Here is a 14,974-nt window from a genome sequence, read left to right as displayed (position 1 = left end):
GATCCGAGTGCTCCGGCCCGCAGACCAGCAGTTAGGCTAGCGGGTCAGAACGCCGAAGCAGCTCGGCGACGGGGAGGTTGACCATGTCCGAGGTACCCGGGAACGGTGCGATGCCGGGTTTCGTGGTCCTCGGGATATCCGTCGTCGACGACCAGATCAGCTCGGTGGTCCGCGACGCCGACGGGCATGTGCTGGCGAGCAACCTCGTCGACCTCCCCGATCCGTCGGCCGCCGGCGCCGAGGCCGCGATCATCGAACTCGTCGAGTCGGTTCCGGTGGAAGTCGACCGGATCGGCATCTCGGCGTCCCGTGAGGACGTCCGCAAGCACCTCGCCCACGCGTTCGCCGCGGGAACGGGCGCATCCTGGTTCGACAAGGTTCTCGTCACCGGTTACGCCGCGGCGCTCGCCGAGATCGCCTGCACTCATTCGACACGGGGCGGCGTCGTCGCCGTCGTCGACCTCGACCGGGACGCCGCGCCGGCGACGGGTACGACGCTGGCAACGATCGACACCGCGTCGGGCGCCGTACTCGGTACCGCCGACTTCGCTCCCGGACAGGTCTCCCCGGTCACCGACCCCGAGGGCGCGACCCGTCTGGCGACCGCCGTCACCACCCTTCCCCGCGGCCGCGACATCACCTCGGTGATCGTCGTCGGCCCGGGCGCGCAGCTCCCCGGCATCGCACCCGCCTTCGAGTACGCGGCCCAGCGTCCCGTCACCGTTGCCGACAATCCGTCCCTGGCCTCGGCGCTCGGTGCGGCCGACGCCGCGGTCGTTGCATTCGCAGCACCGGCCACCCCCGGCCGGACGACGACCGGCCGGCGCTGGTGGTTCGTGGGTGCGGCGATCGGCGCCGCTGTGTTCCTGGCGGCGATCGGGATGACACTCATCCTGACCGCCGAGGCCACGACGGCCGAGCCCGCTCGCATCACGATCACCGAGACGCCGGCTGCGGTCACCCAGACCGAACAGGCCACGGTGACCGAGACCGAGACCAGCACCGATGTCCGGACGACGACCGTCACGAGTACTCCGCGCCCCGTCACCCGGACCACGACGGTGACCGACGCGGCACCCGAGACGGTCACCGTCACCGAGACCGAGACGGTCTTCAGCGCACCGCCGGGTGGCCAGCCGAGTCTCGAGGTCCCCTGATCAGAAGACCGGGTCGTGCTGGATCCGGCTGGCCCGGACGCCCGCGATGATGAGCGAACGCCGTGTCGCCTCGATCATCTGCGGTGACCCGGCGATCAGCACCTGGTGGTCGTCCCAGTGACCGCTGCGGGTGACCACGTCGGCGAGCGTGCCGATCTCGTGGTCGACGCCGAGTTCCGCGGGTGTCGCGACGGCGGTGATCCACCAGGGATCGCTGTCTTCCTGCGTCACCGCGGTCACCCGCAACCACGGATTGGTCGCCGCGATCCGGCGTAGCACGGTGAGGTCGTAGAGTTCCCCGGGATAACGCATGCCGTAGAAGATGTGTGTCTCCGGCGAGTCGGCCCGCTTCGACATCTCGATCAAGAGTGCGCGCAGGGGCGCGAGGCCGGTCCCGCCCGCGATCATCAGCACCTTGTTGCCCTGGTCGGGTCTGTCCCGGTCGATGTGCAGCGTGCCGTGTCCCTGGGCGAGGGTCCACACGTCACCCACGCGGGTCTCGCCGACGATGGCCGTGCTCACCGTCCCGCGCGGGACCGCCCGCACATGGAACTCGAGTTCGCCCGCGGGATTGGGTGGGATGGCGGGGGAGAGGTTGCGCCACTGTTTGGGCCACTGCGGCACGTGGACCTCGAGGTACTGACCCACGTTGAAGGTGAGCGGTGCGTGCGCGAGCAGCCGTACGACCGCGAGATCGCGGGTGATGCGGTACTTCTCGACGACCTCGGCCGTCCAGCGCGCGGGATGGGTGGCGCTCTCGGCGGCACCGCGCATCACCCCGGTCACCAGCATCATCGCCTGCGAGATCGTCTGCTCGGTCTCGGCGTCCCAGTAGCCCTCCATGAGGGCGGCGAACTCACCCATCAGTGCGGCGTACATGACGTGGTAGTGCTCGGGCTCGACCCCGAATTTGCGGTGGTCGCGGCCGAGCTGTGCGAGGAACTCCACCAGTTCGGCGTGACCGGACTCGGCCGGGATGGCTTCGAGAACGTGATCGATCACCCGATGGAACGCGACCCGCTGAGCGGCCATGGACACCCCGAAGAGATCACGCAGATCGGGATCGATCGCGAACATCCGGGTGTAGACATCGGTGACGAATCGGTCGGGGTGCCGGTTCACCGCCGTTCGCAGCTGATGCAGTGCATGGCGTGAGTGAGTCGCCATCGTGAGAAAAGATCACCTCCGTCGACGCCCGGTCCCCCGCCCGGTTCAAGAGACCCACACTAGCCCTTCGGGGCGGCCGGATTCAGGATCCGGCATCGGATGTCGGACACTGATCCGGTATGGCAAGGTACGGGGATGACGTCCCTCGATGGTGTCCTCACGGGCATCGTTGATGCGCATGTGCAGCACTGGAACCCGCGCCGAACCCCGTGGGCGGCCACTCGCGCGTCGCGGCTGTATGGATTCGTCCCCACTTTGGGCGACCGCGTGTTCCCCCTGATCGTCTCCCGCGCGGATCGGGAGTACGTGCTGACGCCGCGCACGGTCGCCCGGCCCTACGAGCCGCGGCAGTACGCCACCGACGCGGCGCTCGTCCCGACGGTGGCCGGCGCTCCGATCGACACCGTCGTCCATGTGGAGTCCCACTGGCGAAAGGCGGCCACCGATGGCGCCGAGCCGCCGGTCGACAGTACGGCTGTGGAAGAGACGCGCTACCTCGAGAGCCTGCCGTTCGGTCAGGCCGGGACACCCCGGCTGGGGGCCGTGATCGCCCACGGGGATCCGCGGACGCGTGACTTCGCGACCATGCTCGACGAGCAGTTCGGTGCTTCGCCGCGATTCCGCGGTATCCGGATCGTCGCCTCCCGGCATCCCGATCCGCGGGTGCGCGACGGCGGGGACACCGACAACCTGCTGTCGTCGACGGCGTTCCTCGAGGGCTTCGCCGAGCTGGCGGGCCGCGACCTCGTCTTCGAGGCGTCGGTGTACTCCCACCAGCTCTACGACGTCATCCTCCTGGCGCGCGAATACCCGACCACGACGATCGTCCTCGACCACTTCGGCATCCCGGCAGGTGTGTTCGGTCCGGTCGGGATGCGGACCGGGGCGACCGCCGCCGCGCGTGCCGACATCTGGCGGCTGTGGCGTGAACGGATGACGACGCTGGCGACGCATCGCAACGTGGTGGTGAAGCTGTCGGGTCTGGCGATGCCGATCCTCGGTTACGGTCACGAACGCTGGGGAAACATCGGCGGTCAGGCGACGCTGGCGGAGATGATCGGCCCCTTCGTCGAACACGTCGTCACGCATTTCGGTTCCGACCGCATCATGTTCGGGTCCAACTATCCGATCGACCGCCCCAACGCGGCGATCGACGTACTCGTCGGCGCACTCGTCGACTGTGTCTCCCAGTGGGGTTCGGACGCATTGCGGAACATCTTCCGCGACACAGCGACCCGGGTCTATTCGATTGCCGGGCCGAAGGACTGACCGGTCATCGTGACCGCTTCCACCAGGACGACGATCGTGCCGGTTCCGGGACGGGTACATCGCGCATGAGCCGGACGAGGATGTCGACGAGCGCCGTGCAGGACGGGTAGCGATCCTCGGGTGATTTGGCCAGTGCCTTGGCGAAGATCGAGTTCACCGCCGACGGCAGCCACGGTCGACGCCGGGTCAGGCGCGGCGGGTCGTCGTTGATGTGCGCCTGGGTGATCGCGAAAGCCGTGGTGCGTGGGTAGGGCGGTGCGCCGGTGAGGAGTTCGACGAGCGTGCAGGCGAAGGCGTAGAAATCCGTTGCCGGTGACAGTCTTTGAGCCTGGAGCAGTTCGGGGGAGGCGTAGCCGATGGAACCCTGCACCCGGCCGTTGCGGGCCAGTGGCCTTGTGTCGTCGAGGAACTGGGCGATCCCGAAGTCGGTGAGGTAACCGTCCACCCGTGCCCCGCCCGGCGTGTCCGACAGCAGGATGTTCGCCGGTTTGACGTCGCGGTGCAGGATCTCCTGACCGTGAGCGAAGTCGAGGGCGTCGGCGATCTGCGCGGCGACCCGCAGGATGGTGCCGACGTCGGGTTCGTCGCCGTCACCGGGGATGAGGGCGGTGGCGGCCGGGCCCGCGACGTACTGCATCGTCAGGTACATCGACGGCAGATGTCGAGGCCCGCGGGAGTGCCGGGGTACCGGGATCTCGCCGTGGGACAGCATGCGCACGATGTGCGGGTGGTCGAGGACCGACGCGATGTCGAATTCACGCTCGAAGCGCTCCCGGACCCGTGCGTGGTCGGACGCGTTGGGGTGGAGCACCTTCAGCGCGACCGGCTCGCCGCACGACCCTCGGCCGTCGGGGCCACCGGTGCGATGGGCCCGGAACACGTCCGCGCTGGCCCCGCCACCGAGGAACTCGTCGATGGTGAAGCCGGCCACGCCCTCGCCAACCTCGAACATGTCGTCAGCGTAGAGGTGGCGCGGCCTTGTTCAGGACGTCGGCGTCAACCGGAAGATGGGGAATTGCCGTCCCTGTGCGGTCTCGGTGTACTTCAGGAACTGCTCGGAGGCCTCGATGAACTTCTGCCAGGCGGCTTCCCAGTGGTCCCCGTCGATCTCCGACACCTGCGTGTCGTGTCGCGCCACACCGTTGTCGGCGGGCGCCTCGACCGCGACCGACTCGGGGTGGGCCCGGAGGTTGTGCACCCAGGCGGGGGCCTTCGGCGAGCCGGCGTAGGAACCGATGATGAGCCAGCTGCCGTCGTCGGGGAGCGCGAACAGCGGACTGATCCGCGGCTCTCCGGACTTGGCGCCGACCGTGTGCAGCAGGACCAGGTTCTTGCCGAACCCGGCTGTGTCCACATGGCCGCCGTTGGAGCGGAACTCGTTGATGACCGTCGCGTTGAAATCGTTCACGGCGTCCATTGTTGCGGTACCGGGCCGCGCAGGCCATGTGTCAAAGTGAAACCGCGGCTGCGGGCCCGGCGAATACTCTGAACAGATGAGTGCCGATACGCGTTCGCTCGCCGATTCTCTGCCCGCGGGCATGGTGGTCACCGATCCCGACATCCTCGCGGGTTACCGCCAGGACAGGGCGGCGGATCCGTCGGCCGGCACGCCTCTGGCACTCGTCCGCCCGACGACGACCGCAGAGGTGCAGAGCACTGTTCGATGGTGCGCGGCCAACGGGGTACCGATCATCACCCGTGGAGCGGGCACGAGCCTCTCCGGCGGTTCGACGGCGGTCGACGGCGCGATCATGCTCTCCACCGAGAAGATGCGCGACATCGTGGTCGACTCGGCGACGCGGACCGCGGTGGTCCAGCCCGGTCTGTTCAACTCCGAGGTCAAGGCTGCCGCCGCCGCACATGGTCTCTGGTATCCGCCCGACCCCTCCTCGTTCGAGATCTGCTCGATCGGCGGCAACGTCGCCACCAACGCGGGCGGACTGTGCTGCATCAAGTACGGGGTGACCACCGACTACGTCCTGGGTCTCGAGGTGGTGCTGGCCGACGGCCGCGCGGTACGGGTCGGGGGCAAGCAACTCAAGGACTCGGCCGGGCTGCCGCTGACGAAACTGTTCGTCGGCAGTGAGGGCCTGCTCGGCATCATCACCGAGGTCACGCTGCGGCTGCTGCCTCCGCAGGGGCCGGCGAGCACCGTCGTCGGGGTCTTCGGGTCGGTGCACGAAGCCAGTGAGGCCGTCCTCGCCGTGACCGCCGAGATCCGACCGGCGATGCTCGAGTTCATGGACTCGGTGGCGATCAACGCCGTCGAGGACCTGCTGCGCATGGGTCTCGACCGCGAGGCCGGTGCGCTGCTCGTCGCCCAGTCCGACATCCCGGGAGCCGCCGGGGCGGCCGAGGTGGAGTTCATCAGGCAGGCGTTCGAGGACAACGGCGCCGGGGAGGTCTTCGCCACCGACGATCCCACCGAGGGCGAGGCGTTCACCGCCGCACGACGCGCGGCGATCCCGGCCGTGGAGAAACTGGGGTCGTTGCTGCTCGAGGACGTCGGGGTGCCCCTGCCCTCACTACCGGACCTGATCGACGGCGTCGCGAAGATCGCCGCGGACAACCAGGTGATGATCTCGGTGATCGCGCATGCCGGCGACGGCAACACGCACCCGCTCATCGTCTTCGATCCGGCCGACGCCGACGAGTCCGCGCGTGCGCAGGTGGCATTCGGTCAGATCATGGACCTCGCGATCGAGCTGGGCGGCACGATCACCGGCGAGCACGGCGTGGGCCGCCTCAAGAAGGGCTGGTTGCCCGATCAGGTGGGGCCGGACGTCATGGAACTGACCGCGCTCATCAAGCAGGCTCTCGACCCCGACGGTCTGCTGAACCCGGGCGTGCTCCTGTAGGCCCGGGATCGGAATCCTCGGGCCCGGCCACCACGTAGGTGCCGCGGCCAGCGGCCTTGGCGTCGAACAGTGCGGTGTCCGCGACCGCGAACTCGCGCTGGATGAGCGCGGTCGCGTCGGCCTCGGACAGGCTCCCGCCGGGCGTCGTTCCGACGGCGATGCCGAGGCTGATGGTGGCGATCCGCCGGCCGTCGGCCTCGATGGGTTGTGCCCGGATGCGTTCGGCGAGTGCGCGCACGCTGGTCTCGTCGTGGCGGACCGCGATCGCGAACTCGTCACCCCCGAGACGCCCGACGACGGCAGCGTCGTCGACCGCGGACTGCAGGATCTCCGCGACCCGTTGGAGCACGGTGTCGCCGACCGCGTGGCCGTGCTCGTCGTTGATGTTCTTGAACCGGTCGACGTCGGCCGCGATGAGGGCGAAACGGGGGGTCGGGCTGCGGCGCAACATCGAGGTCGTCGCGTAGACGAAACCCCGTCGATTCAGCAAACCGGTGAGGGGATCGGTATTGGCCATGATGAGTTGGTGTTTCAGCGATCGCTGGAAATCGGAGGTGTAACTGCGGTGCAGCGCGGTGGTGCCATTGGTCACGAGGAGGAGCGCCAGCGTGGTGAAGAGAATGTTCGCAAGTGGGAGGTCGTCGGACCATGCGACGGTTCCGAGCGCGCAGACGACGGCACTGGAATAGATCATGTGGGCATATGCGACCGGGCTTCGGACGAAATGCGCCACATACGACCCGACGACGGCGAAAATCGCCGCGCAGAACTGCGCCAGGATCACGTCGGAGATGCTGAGGAGAGCAACGGTCAGGACTGCGTCGGCATAGACGACGAACGCCGTGTTGAATCCTTTGATGGATGACTGCTTGGTCCACCAGATGACTCCCAGGTGGACCCGGCTGACCGCGAAAGCCATGGGCACGGTGGTGGCAGCGGCGATTCCGAGGGCGATCGAGCGCGGGACGGAGCCCTGGGTGCCGCTCGGCGTGAAGAGTGCGATGGCTCCGAGTAGTCCGCAGACCACCACGAGTACGGCGATGGTGTAGCGGACGTGCCGTTCGCGCATCCGCACCTGGTTCAGGACGTGGTCGGCGTCGTCGTAGAGGTGCGGATGACCGGAGATCTCGGCGGTCATCGGCCCGTGGCGAAGCGTCCGGAAGCGTGCGGCTCGCGCTTCCTCGCTCTCGCTGTCCCGGTGCTCGATGGCTCCGTCCTCTTTCCGCTCGTGTCACGCCGTGCTCCGCTCGGAGCAAGAACTCCGAGAACAATCGTCGGAGCAGGCATAACGGAGTTTAGAGGACGATTAACGATCGTTTCATACGAAAATCCACAGGATGACCCGACAGCGGAAAAGGTGTAAGAATCGGCAGAATCGCCGTCGAGTTTCGCATTGAGACGGTCGTGCCAAATGCCCGGTCGGTCGGCTCCCGCTGAGGTCCTCCCGTCCCCTCCGCGGGGGGACCTCAGCAGGCAGTCGAATGCGATTTGGCATTTGGTGACGCGGCCTCGCAAAAACCAGCATATTAGCTCGATGGTCAACCTACAATCACATCAATCTGGATAACTGACAGGAGATGGTTGATGAACGGTCCTGGGGACCCTGGACTACGAGATATCGACCTTCGACGACTCCGAATGTTCGTGGTGGTGATGGAAGCGCCGAGCCTCCGCGTCGCCGCGGATGACCTCTTCATCAGTCAGCAAGCGCTTTCGTCGGCCATTCGCGAACTCGAACGCCACCTCGGCGTCGAACTGTTCTCCCGTTCCCGGCGGAGTCTCACGCCGACCCCGGCAGGCGAGGCGCTCTATCGCGGCGCCGTGCCGTTGCTGGCCGGCGGCGAGCAACTCGCGACCCAGGTCAGGCGGGTGGACGCCGGTGCACCCGCCCCGTTCGTCATCGGACATGCGCCCGACCTCGCGCCCTCGGAGGTGTTCCGGATCATCGAGCCGGTGGTCCTCGCCGACTCGACGGTGCCGATCACCGTCCGGCCGGTCTTCGCCGAGCTGATCCGCGACGAGCTGCTGTCGGGGGCGATCGACATGGCCCTCGGCCGAGGCGTGGCCGCGCCGCCGGACATGGCGACGACCATCGCCACGCAGCACGAACTGCGACTCGCGGTGCGGGCCGACCATCCGCTCGCCGAGCACGACCGGGTCGACATGGCCGACCTCGCCGACTACGACATCGTGGTGTGGGGTCCGGAGCACGAGTACGAGTACACCGACATGCTCGTCGGCATGTGCCGGCGCGCGGGGTTCGAGCCGCGCATCATCCTGTCGACCCTGCTGGGAACCCCACCGCACACCGCGGTGATCGCCCATCCCAAGGCGTGCGCCTTCGTGACCAACGAACCGGGATGGATCTACGTCAATCGCATCCGGATCGTCGAATTCAACGACCCGCCGTTCGCGCCGGTTCGCGCGATGTGGTTGCCGAACACCTCGTCGACGCTACGGCGCCAGATCCTCGCGGCGGCCGAGAACTCACTGTGACCGTGCGGACGGTCGGTCCCACCTCGACGCGGTGACCGCTCAGTGTCGCTCGAGGATCCCGCTGAGATCCGCCTCGTCGGCCAGGGCCCCGTACTCGAAGCTGCGGTCGGGGCCCAGCCGGCTCGCGATGAAGGCATCGGCGACGGCCGGCGGGCTGTAGCGCACCAGCAGTGACGCCTCGAGGGCGAGGGCCATCGATTCGACGGTGGCCCGGGCACGACGCTGGGCGTCGGCGGGCGCCATGCGAGAGAGCTCTCCCAGCTGATCGCGCAGCCGGTCGAGATGGTTGTCCAGGGTGCGATCGGCTCCGCGCGCCTTGACCAGCTCGGCGTCGAAGGCGGCGACCGACTCGGGTTCACGGGTCATCGCGCGCAGGACATCGAGCGCGATGACGTTGCCCGAGCCTTCCCACACCGCCATCACCGGTTGTTCGCGGTATCGCATGGCGAGGGGGAAGTCCTCGGTGTATCCGTTGCCGCCCAGGCACTCCAGCGCCTCGTAGGCGTGATGGGGTCCGCGCTTGCAGATCCAGTATTTGGCGACCGCGGTGGCCAGTCGCCGGAACGCGTGCTCCTGCGGGTCGGCGTCCTCGTCGTGAGCGCGCGCCAAGCGGATGGCGGTGGTGGTCGCGGCCTCCGATTCCAGTGCGAGGTCGGCCAATACGGCCGTCATCGCGGGCTGGTCGGCCAGTGTCGCGCCGAATGCGCTGCGGTGCCGGGCATGCCAGGTCGCCTCGGCCACGGCCTGGCGCATGCCTGCCGCCGAACCGAGGACGCAGTCGAGCCGGGTCTGGGCGACCATCTCGATGATGGTGCGCACGCCGCGGCCGGGTTCACCCACCATGATCGCCACCGTGCCGTCGAGCTCGATCTCGCTGGAGGCGTTGGACTTGTTGCCCAGCTTGTCCTTAAGGCGCTGAATGCGGAACACGTTGCGGGTGCCGTCGGGCAGCATGCGGGGGAGCAGAAAGCACGAGAGGCCCTCCCCGCCGGAACCCCGCGCCTGGGCGAGAACGAGGAAGGCATCGGACATCGGGGCAGAGCAGAACCACTTGTGCCCGGTCAGGAGGTATTCGGCGCCGGGGCCGCCCGCGCCTGCGGGGACGGCGACGGTCGTGTTCGCCCGGACGTCGGATCCGCCCTGCTTCTCGGTCATCGACATGCCGAATATCGCCGAGTCCTTGTCGGCGCTCAACTCGGGGGAGTAGTTGCGCGACAGTGCCTTCGGTACCCACTGGGCGGCGACGTCGGGCTGCAGCTCCAGCGACGGGATCACCGCGTGGGTCATCGACACCGGGCAGGCGTGACCCGGTTCGATCTGGCCGAAGAGCATGAACGAGGCGGCGCGGACGACGTGGGATCCGGGCTGCGGGTCAGCCCAGCACCGCGTGTGCGAGCCGTGGGCGATCGACGCCGAGATGATGCGGTGGTAGGCGGGGTGGTATTCGACCTCGTCGATGCGGTTGCCCCACCGGTCGAAGGTTCGCAGCGTCGGCGTCACGGTGTTCGCGAGATGTGCATCGTGCTTGAAGGATTCGCTGCCGACGAGTGAGCCGATCTCCCGGAGTTCCGCGTCGCCCCACCCGCCGTCGTGCCGGGCGACGGCTTCGCGCAACACGGTGTCGAGTTCGTACTCGTTCACCTCGACACGCGGCGCCGCCTGGTTGACCACCTCGTGGGTGAGATGCGGCTGCGGCCGGACGGAATTCGCGGACCGGGTCATCGTGCCTCCTGCTGTGGGGTGCCTTGCAACGGACTGTCCAGGACGTCGTCGGGAATCTGGAGATTGGTGAAGACGACGGCGACGGCGTCTTCGAGTCGGTAGCCGAAATCGGCACCGGTGGCGGCTTTCTGGACCGCGAGTCCGAAGATCGCCGACCAGAACGCGCGGGCCTCGACATCGATCCCGGCGCGCAGCTGCCACCCCGTGCGGACGAGGGTGGACAGCAGTGCTTCTTCGCCGCGCTCGTGCAGGACGGTGAGTGTGTCGGTGATGAGCGGACGCAGGTCGGTGCGGCGTGACACGAGAAGCAGTGCCGTGGTGAACAATTCGACGTCACGCGCGCACCGTCCGAGGAGTGTCCCGACCAGGGTGTTGGTGTACTCGCGAACCGTCTCGGCGTCGGCGGCCGCCTCTTCTGCGCGCCGGCCTGCGCGCAGCACCCCGGCGCTCGCCACCTCGACGAACAGTTGCTCTTTGGAGCCGAAGTAGTACGTCACCTGATTGGGGTAGGCGTCGGCGCGGCTGCAGATCTGCGCCACGGACGCCGACTCGCCGTTCTCGGCGAACACCTCGGCAGCGGCGCGGAGCAGTGACTTGCGTGTGGCCTTCCCGGCCTCTCGCGTCGCGCGTCCGGTGGTGGGCATCGCACTTCCCGTCGTCGTGCAGTGTTTGTATGACAAACAATAAACCGGGCCGGTGGGGCGGGGCAAGGGTGTACGAAGGGCCAAGAGAACACTCGTGAGCGTCCGACATTTCAGGGAGCAGGGGTGGGTCGCTACTTGCTGCTCGAGCCCGCGTCGAAGCTGCTGACCTGCACGCTCGTCACGTCCAATATTCGCGGGTAGGCGGGCGACGATCCGGGCACTGCGCGGTCGGGGAAGTCGAAGATGCTCAGCATGAGCTGCATCGGATAGTCGATCGCCTGCTCCACCTCTTTCACGATGCGTCCGTCGACGGTGAACACGAGCCGATCGGGTGACCATTCGACGGCGTAGTCGTGGAGGTCTGCCAGATCCGTCGTCATCTCGAGGGTGGAGAAGTCGTCGACGATGCGCGGGTCGCGATGGGGATGCACACCGACGCCCAGTCTCCAGGGTTCGCCCGGAGCCGGTCCGAAGATCTCCGCGACGCAGATCTCGCCCGATTCCTCCGGTCGCTCCTCGGTGCCGAGCAGCCAGAAGGCGACCATCGACGCCGGATCGGGAATCGCACGCATCCGCACCGCGAAGCGTCCGTGACGCTGAGCGAAGAGGATCTCCGACGGGCGATGGCTGGTCACCACGAGACCCGGCCGGTGGGCGTGCTGACCGACCGGACTGCCGATCGGGCCGGCGCGATGGCCTGTCTGCACGCTCGAGACGCGCATCCCCGACTCCTCGGGACGCCACGCGGGCTGATCGTCGTCGATGCACAGCAGTGTCCGACCGTCGGAGGTCAGGCGTCGGGCCTCGGACCGAGAGGGGGTCGACCAGTGCGGCAGGTAGCTGTCGATCCACGTTCGCGGGTCGAAACCGTCGCCACGGAAATCGTCTCGCAGGGTGATCAAGGGGAGTGCCTCTCTCGCCGGTCTCCGCGTCGGTCCTCGCTTGCCTCCGACGAGGGTCTAGCGTAGCGTCCACTCGCTATGACGACGGTCATAGTGAACCGGCGGGGTACCGAATGAGCCCCGCACTGTCCGGCCTGGTGGATGGATTCGATGCGGACGCGCCGTTCGCGGTGCCCGGCTCGTGGACACAGGGCCGCACCGCCTACGGCGGGATGACGGCCGCGCTGTCGGTCCAAGCGGCGCTGAACACCCTGAGTGCAGAACTCCCGCCATTGCGCACCGCCCAGTTCGCCTTCGTCGCACCGGTCATCGACACGGTGGAGTTCACCGCCGACGAGATGCGGCGCGGACGGTCGGCCACGAGCGTCGCGGTGACTGCACGCAGCCGTGATCAGGGGGCGGCGCACGCGACGCTGGTGTTCGCGAGTCCTCGTACGAGCGGCGTCGTGCACGACACGCTCGTCCCGCCCGCTGTCGCCGATCCGACGCAGTGCCCACCGTTTGCCGAAGACTCGTCGACGACGCCGGCCTTCGTCGACAACTTCGACATGCGGCGGGCCGGCGGTGGCACGCTGTTGGCGGGCGACGAACCTCGGCTGCTCGCGTGGGTGCGTCATCGAGACGCGAGCGGTGTGCACCCCGCGGTCGCGCTCATCGCCCTGGCCGACAGTCTGCCGCCCGCTGCGATGACCTCGTTCGTCGAATGGGCGCCGGTCAGCACCATGACCTGGACCGTCCACCTGTGCACCGACGTTCTGCCGCAGCCCGACGAGTGGCTACTGCTCGACTCGACCGCGACCCATACCGGGGACGGTTACTCGCATCAGTCGATGACGATGTGGAACGCTGCGGGTCAGCCGATCGTCACCGGCTCCCAGACGGTTGCGGTGTTCGCCTGATCGAGGCCGGTGCGGCGTCGCGATGCGGCAGATCGATCCGCGTCGCGAACGAAACTGCCGCAACAACAACCTGAGGTGGGTGGTCGGGCCGGTCAGTCCGCGGGCCACCGTTCGGTGATGAGTTCGACCATGTCGTCCACCCACGCGTCGTCGAGTGCGGCGTCCTGACGGATGAGGATGCGGAAGATCGCGGTGCCAGCCACGACCTCGGCGAGCATCGGTAACCGGTCGTCGTCGCGACGTTCGTGACCGAACCGGTCCTCGAAGGCCGTCAGGTCTCCGGCCAGTCGCGCGATCATCTGACTGTGCACCTCGGGCGCGGCGACGGTGTCGGCGATCAGCCCGGGGAGTGCCACGCGCACCTCGGGGCTGTTGAACATCGCGCGCACGATCTCGACGAGCGCCCTGATGTCCTGGCGCACGTCCCCCGAACCGGCGGGCGGGGACAGTGTTTCGGCCGGTAGGACCGCCTCGTGCACGAGCTGCGCCTTGCCCGACCAGCGCCGGTAGATCGCCGCGGTGGTGGTTCCGGCGCGCGCGGCGATCGCCGACAGCGACAGCGCGGGATAGCCGGTCTCGAGGATCAGTTCGCGGGTGGCGTTGATGATCGCTGCGTCGATTCGACCGTCGCGCGGGCGGCCGGGCGACGACGGCGCAGATCTCGCGTTCTCCCTCGAACCGTCATCTGTCATGAGAGCATCATAATTCCAATACAGTGTGCATCGTATTTGAGGGAGCGTTTGTGAGGCTGAGTCCGCTCGATGAGTATCCGATCCATCAGACGTCGGCGCCGGTGACGTGGCCGGCGACCTCGGACCGGAATTTCTACGACCGCTCGTACTTCAACGTCCTGGACCGCGGCGGACGCTTCATGGCGCTCACCGGCATCGGTTACTACCCACGGCTCGGGGTCAAGGACGCCTATTTCGTCGTCCGGCGCGGTGACACCCAGACCGCGGTACACCTCAGCGACGCCATCGACGACGATCGACTTCACCAGAATGTCAACGGTTATCGCCTCGAGGTCGTGGAGCCGCTGGAGGAGTTGCGGCTGACCCTCGACGAGACCGAGGGGATCGCGGCGGACCTCACGTGGCGGGGCCTGTTTCCGGCGGCTCTGGAGAAACCGCACGACATGCTCACCGAGCGGCGAGTGACGTTGGAGGCCTGTCGATTCGCCCAGGTCGGATGGTGGCAGGGGTGGATCGACGTCGACGGCGAAAGGCTCACCGTCGACCACGACACCAGTGTGGCGAGTCGCGACCGGTCCTGGGGTATCCGGCCCGTGGGGGAGCCCGAGCCGGGCGGGCGGTCGGACACCTCATTCCGCGGGATGTGGTGGCTCTACCTCCCGCTGGCCTTCGACGACTTCCAACTGTTCCTGATCCTGCAGGAGGACCCGGACGGACATCGCAGTCTGTACGACTGCACGCGGCGCTGGCGGGACGGGCGCGTCGAGCAACTCGACGGCGTGCGGGTCACCATCGATTACACTCCCGGGACCAGGATCCCGCGCGGTGCGCACATCGAGTTCCTGAACCGGGCCGGTGATCGGATCCAGCTAGACGTCGAGTCGAAGTTGTTCGCTCCCATTGCCTTCGGCTCCGGATATGGTGGCGACACCTCGTGGGCACACGGTACCTGGAAGGAGGGCGCGTTCGCCGAACGCGTCACCTTCGACCTCACCGACGACGAGGTCATGGCCCGCGCGCCGTTCAGCCTCATCGACCACGTCGGATCGGCCGTGTGCACCGAGCCCGACGGCACCGTACGACGAGGCGCCGGCCTGTTCGAGCACGGCGTCATCGGACCGCACCACCCGTCGGGCTTCTCCGACTGGACCGACGTGGCGAAGTAGGC

At 67.8% G+C, this 14,974-nt stretch carries 14 protein-coding genes; 6 read left to right on the top strand and 8 right to left on the bottom strand.

Annotated elements, in window-relative coordinates; all coding sequences use genetic code 11:
• The first annotated feature begins 83 nt into the window (after window positions 1-83).
• Window positions 84-1,157 (top strand): hypothetical protein, encoded by a 1,074-nt coding sequence (locus ACSUZC_RS20735; RefSeq protein WP_439030336.1) that lies wholly within the window; start codon window positions 84-86, stop codon window positions 1,155-1,157.
• Here the strand turns inward: ACSUZC_RS20735 and ACSUZC_RS20730 are convergent, their stop codons facing one another.
• On the bottom strand, window positions 1,158-2,324 hold the full coding sequence (locus ACSUZC_RS20730; RefSeq protein WP_439030335.1) for an FAD-binding oxidoreductase: 1,167 nt from the start codon (window positions 2,322-2,324) through the stop codon (window positions 1,158-1,160).
• Window positions 2,325-2,459: 135 nt separating this feature from the next.
• Between ACSUZC_RS20730 and ACSUZC_RS20725 the strand changes: the two genes are divergently transcribed.
• Window positions 2,460-3,593, top strand: a complete 1,134-nt coding sequence (locus ACSUZC_RS20725; protein ID WP_439030334.1) for an amidohydrolase family protein — start codon at window positions 2,460-2,462, stop codon at window positions 3,591-3,593.
• A gap of 4 nt (window positions 3,594-3,597) precedes the next feature.
• Here the strand turns inward: ACSUZC_RS20725 and ACSUZC_RS20720 are convergent, their stop codons facing one another.
• Window positions 3,598-4,545, bottom strand: coding sequence for a serine/threonine-protein kinase (locus ACSUZC_RS20720; protein WP_439030333.1), 948 nt, complete (start codon window positions 4,543-4,545; stop codon window positions 3,598-3,600).
• Window positions 4,546-4,575: 30 nt separating this feature from the next.
• Window positions 4,576-5,001: a nitroreductase/quinone reductase family protein gene (locus tag ACSUZC_RS20715; RefSeq protein WP_439030332.1), complete on the bottom strand. Its 426-nt coding sequence runs from the start codon at window positions 4,999-5,001 to the stop codon at window positions 4,576-4,578.
• Window positions 5,002-5,086: 85 nt separating this feature from the next.
• Here ACSUZC_RS20715 and ACSUZC_RS20710 point away from each other — a divergent pair, with 85 nt between their 5' ends.
• Window positions 5,087-6,451: an FAD-binding oxidoreductase gene (locus ACSUZC_RS20710; protein ID WP_439030331.1), complete on the top strand. Its 1,365-nt coding sequence runs from the start codon at window positions 5,087-5,089 to the stop codon at window positions 6,449-6,451.
• Here the strand turns inward: ACSUZC_RS20710 and ACSUZC_RS20705 are convergent.
• Window positions 6,399-7,589: a diguanylate cyclase domain-containing protein gene (locus ACSUZC_RS20705; RefSeq protein ID WP_439030330.1), complete on the bottom strand. Its 1,191-nt coding sequence runs from the start codon at window positions 7,587-7,589 to the stop codon at window positions 6,399-6,401. The genes ACSUZC_RS20710 and ACSUZC_RS20705 overlap by 53 nt on opposite strands.
• A 446-nt stretch (window positions 7,590-8,035) precedes the next feature.
• On the opposite strand from ACSUZC_RS20705, the gene ACSUZC_RS20700 reads away from it, so the two are divergent.
• Entirely contained in the window at window positions 8,036-8,947 is a 912-nt protein-coding gene (locus ACSUZC_RS20700) for a LysR family transcriptional regulator (protein WP_238418888.1), read from the top strand.
• Window positions 8,948-8,986: 39 nt separating this feature from the next.
• On the opposite strand, the gene ACSUZC_RS20695 is transcribed toward ACSUZC_RS20700, so the two are convergent.
• From ACSUZC_RS20695 to ACSUZC_RS20685, 3 genes are all read right to left on the bottom strand, one after another.
• On the bottom strand, window positions 8,987-10,669 hold the full coding sequence (locus ACSUZC_RS20695) for an acyl-CoA dehydrogenase family protein (protein ID WP_439030329.1): 1,683 nt from the start codon (window positions 10,667-10,669) through the stop codon (window positions 8,987-8,989).
• Window positions 10,666-11,313 carry a TetR/AcrR family transcriptional regulator C-terminal domain-containing protein gene (locus ACSUZC_RS20690; protein ID WP_439030328.1) on the bottom strand — a complete coding sequence of 216 codons (648 nt, stop codon included), beginning with the start codon at window positions 11,311-11,313 and terminating at the stop codon, window positions 10,666-10,668. Before ACSUZC_RS20690 ends, ACSUZC_RS20695 begins: the two co-directional genes overlap by 4 nt.
• Window positions 11,314-11,444: 131 nt before the next feature.
• Window positions 11,445-12,215, bottom strand: coding sequence for a glycoside hydrolase family 16 protein (locus tag ACSUZC_RS20685; protein ID WP_439030327.1), 771 nt, complete (start codon window positions 12,213-12,215; stop codon window positions 11,445-11,447).
• Between the two features lie 113 nt (window positions 12,216-12,328).
• Between ACSUZC_RS20685 and ACSUZC_RS20680 the strand changes: the two genes are divergently transcribed.
• A complete protein-coding gene (locus ACSUZC_RS20680) occupies window positions 12,329-13,114 on the top strand; it encodes a thioesterase family protein (RefSeq protein ID WP_439030326.1) in 786 nt (261 codons plus the stop codon).
• A 92-nt stretch (window positions 13,115-13,206) separates the two neighbouring features.
• On the opposite strand, the gene ACSUZC_RS20675 is transcribed toward ACSUZC_RS20680, so the two are convergent.
• Window positions 13,207-13,806, bottom strand: a complete 600-nt coding sequence (locus ACSUZC_RS20675) for a TetR-like C-terminal domain-containing protein (protein WP_439030325.1) — start codon at window positions 13,804-13,806, stop codon at window positions 13,207-13,209.
• Between the two features lie 50 nt (window positions 13,807-13,856).
• Between ACSUZC_RS20675 and ACSUZC_RS20670 the strand changes: the two genes are divergently transcribed.
• Complete coding sequence (locus tag ACSUZC_RS20670) at window positions 13,857-14,972, top strand: hypothetical protein (protein ID WP_439030324.1); 1,116 nt, start codon at window positions 13,857-13,859, stop codon at window positions 14,970-14,972.
• Window positions 14,973-14,974 lie beyond the last annotated feature (2 nt).

The sequence above is a fragment of the Gordonia terrae genome (genome assembly GCF_051789125.1).
GTDB classification, from domain to species: Bacteria; Actinomycetota; Actinomycetes; order Mycobacteriales; family Mycobacteriaceae; genus Gordonia; species Gordonia terrae_A.
Note: the sequence above shows the minus strand (reverse complement) of the source record. Positions and strands in the feature narration are given on the sequence as shown.

Bases quoted from the DNA above. Each gene is read 5' to 3' on its own strand.
- ACSUZC_RS20735 (WP_439030336.1), top strand. From the start codon at position 84: ATGTCCGAGGTACCCGGGAACGGTGCGATGCCGGGTTTCGTGGTCCTC.
- ACSUZC_RS20730 (WP_439030335.1), bottom strand. From the start codon at position 2,324: ATGGCGACTCACTCACGCCATGCACTGCATCAGCTGCGAACGGCGGTG.
- ACSUZC_RS20725 (WP_439030334.1), top strand. From the start codon at position 2,460: ATGACGTCCCTCGATGGTGTCCTCACGGGCATCGTTGATGCGCATGTG.
- ACSUZC_RS20720 (WP_439030333.1), bottom strand. From the start codon at position 4,545: ATGTTCGAGGTTGGCGAGGGCGTGGCCGGCTTCACCATCGACGAGTTC.
- ACSUZC_RS20710 (WP_439030331.1), top strand. From the start codon at position 5,087: ATGAGTGCCGATACGCGTTCGCTCGCCGATTCTCTGCCCGCGGGCATG.
- ACSUZC_RS20705 (WP_439030330.1), bottom strand. From the start codon at position 7,589: ATGACCGCCGAGATCTCCGGTCATCCGCACCTCTACGACGACGCCGAC.
- ACSUZC_RS20700 (WP_238418888.1), top strand. From the start codon at position 8,036: ATGAACGGTCCTGGGGACCCTGGACTACGAGATATCGACCTTCGACGA.
- ACSUZC_RS20695 (WP_439030329.1), bottom strand. From the start codon at position 10,669: ATGACCCGGTCCGCGAATTCCGTCCGGCCGCAGCCGCATCTCACCCAC.
- ACSUZC_RS20690 (WP_439030328.1), bottom strand. From the start codon at position 11,313: ATGCCCACCACCGGACGCGCGACGCGAGAGGCCGGGAAGGCCACACGC.
- ACSUZC_RS20680 (WP_439030326.1), top strand. From the start codon at position 12,329: ATGAGCCCCGCACTGTCCGGCCTGGTGGATGGATTCGATGCGGACGCG.
- ACSUZC_RS20675 (WP_439030325.1), bottom strand. From the start codon at position 13,806: ATGACAGATGACGGTTCGAGGGAGAACGCGAGATCTGCGCCGTCGTCG.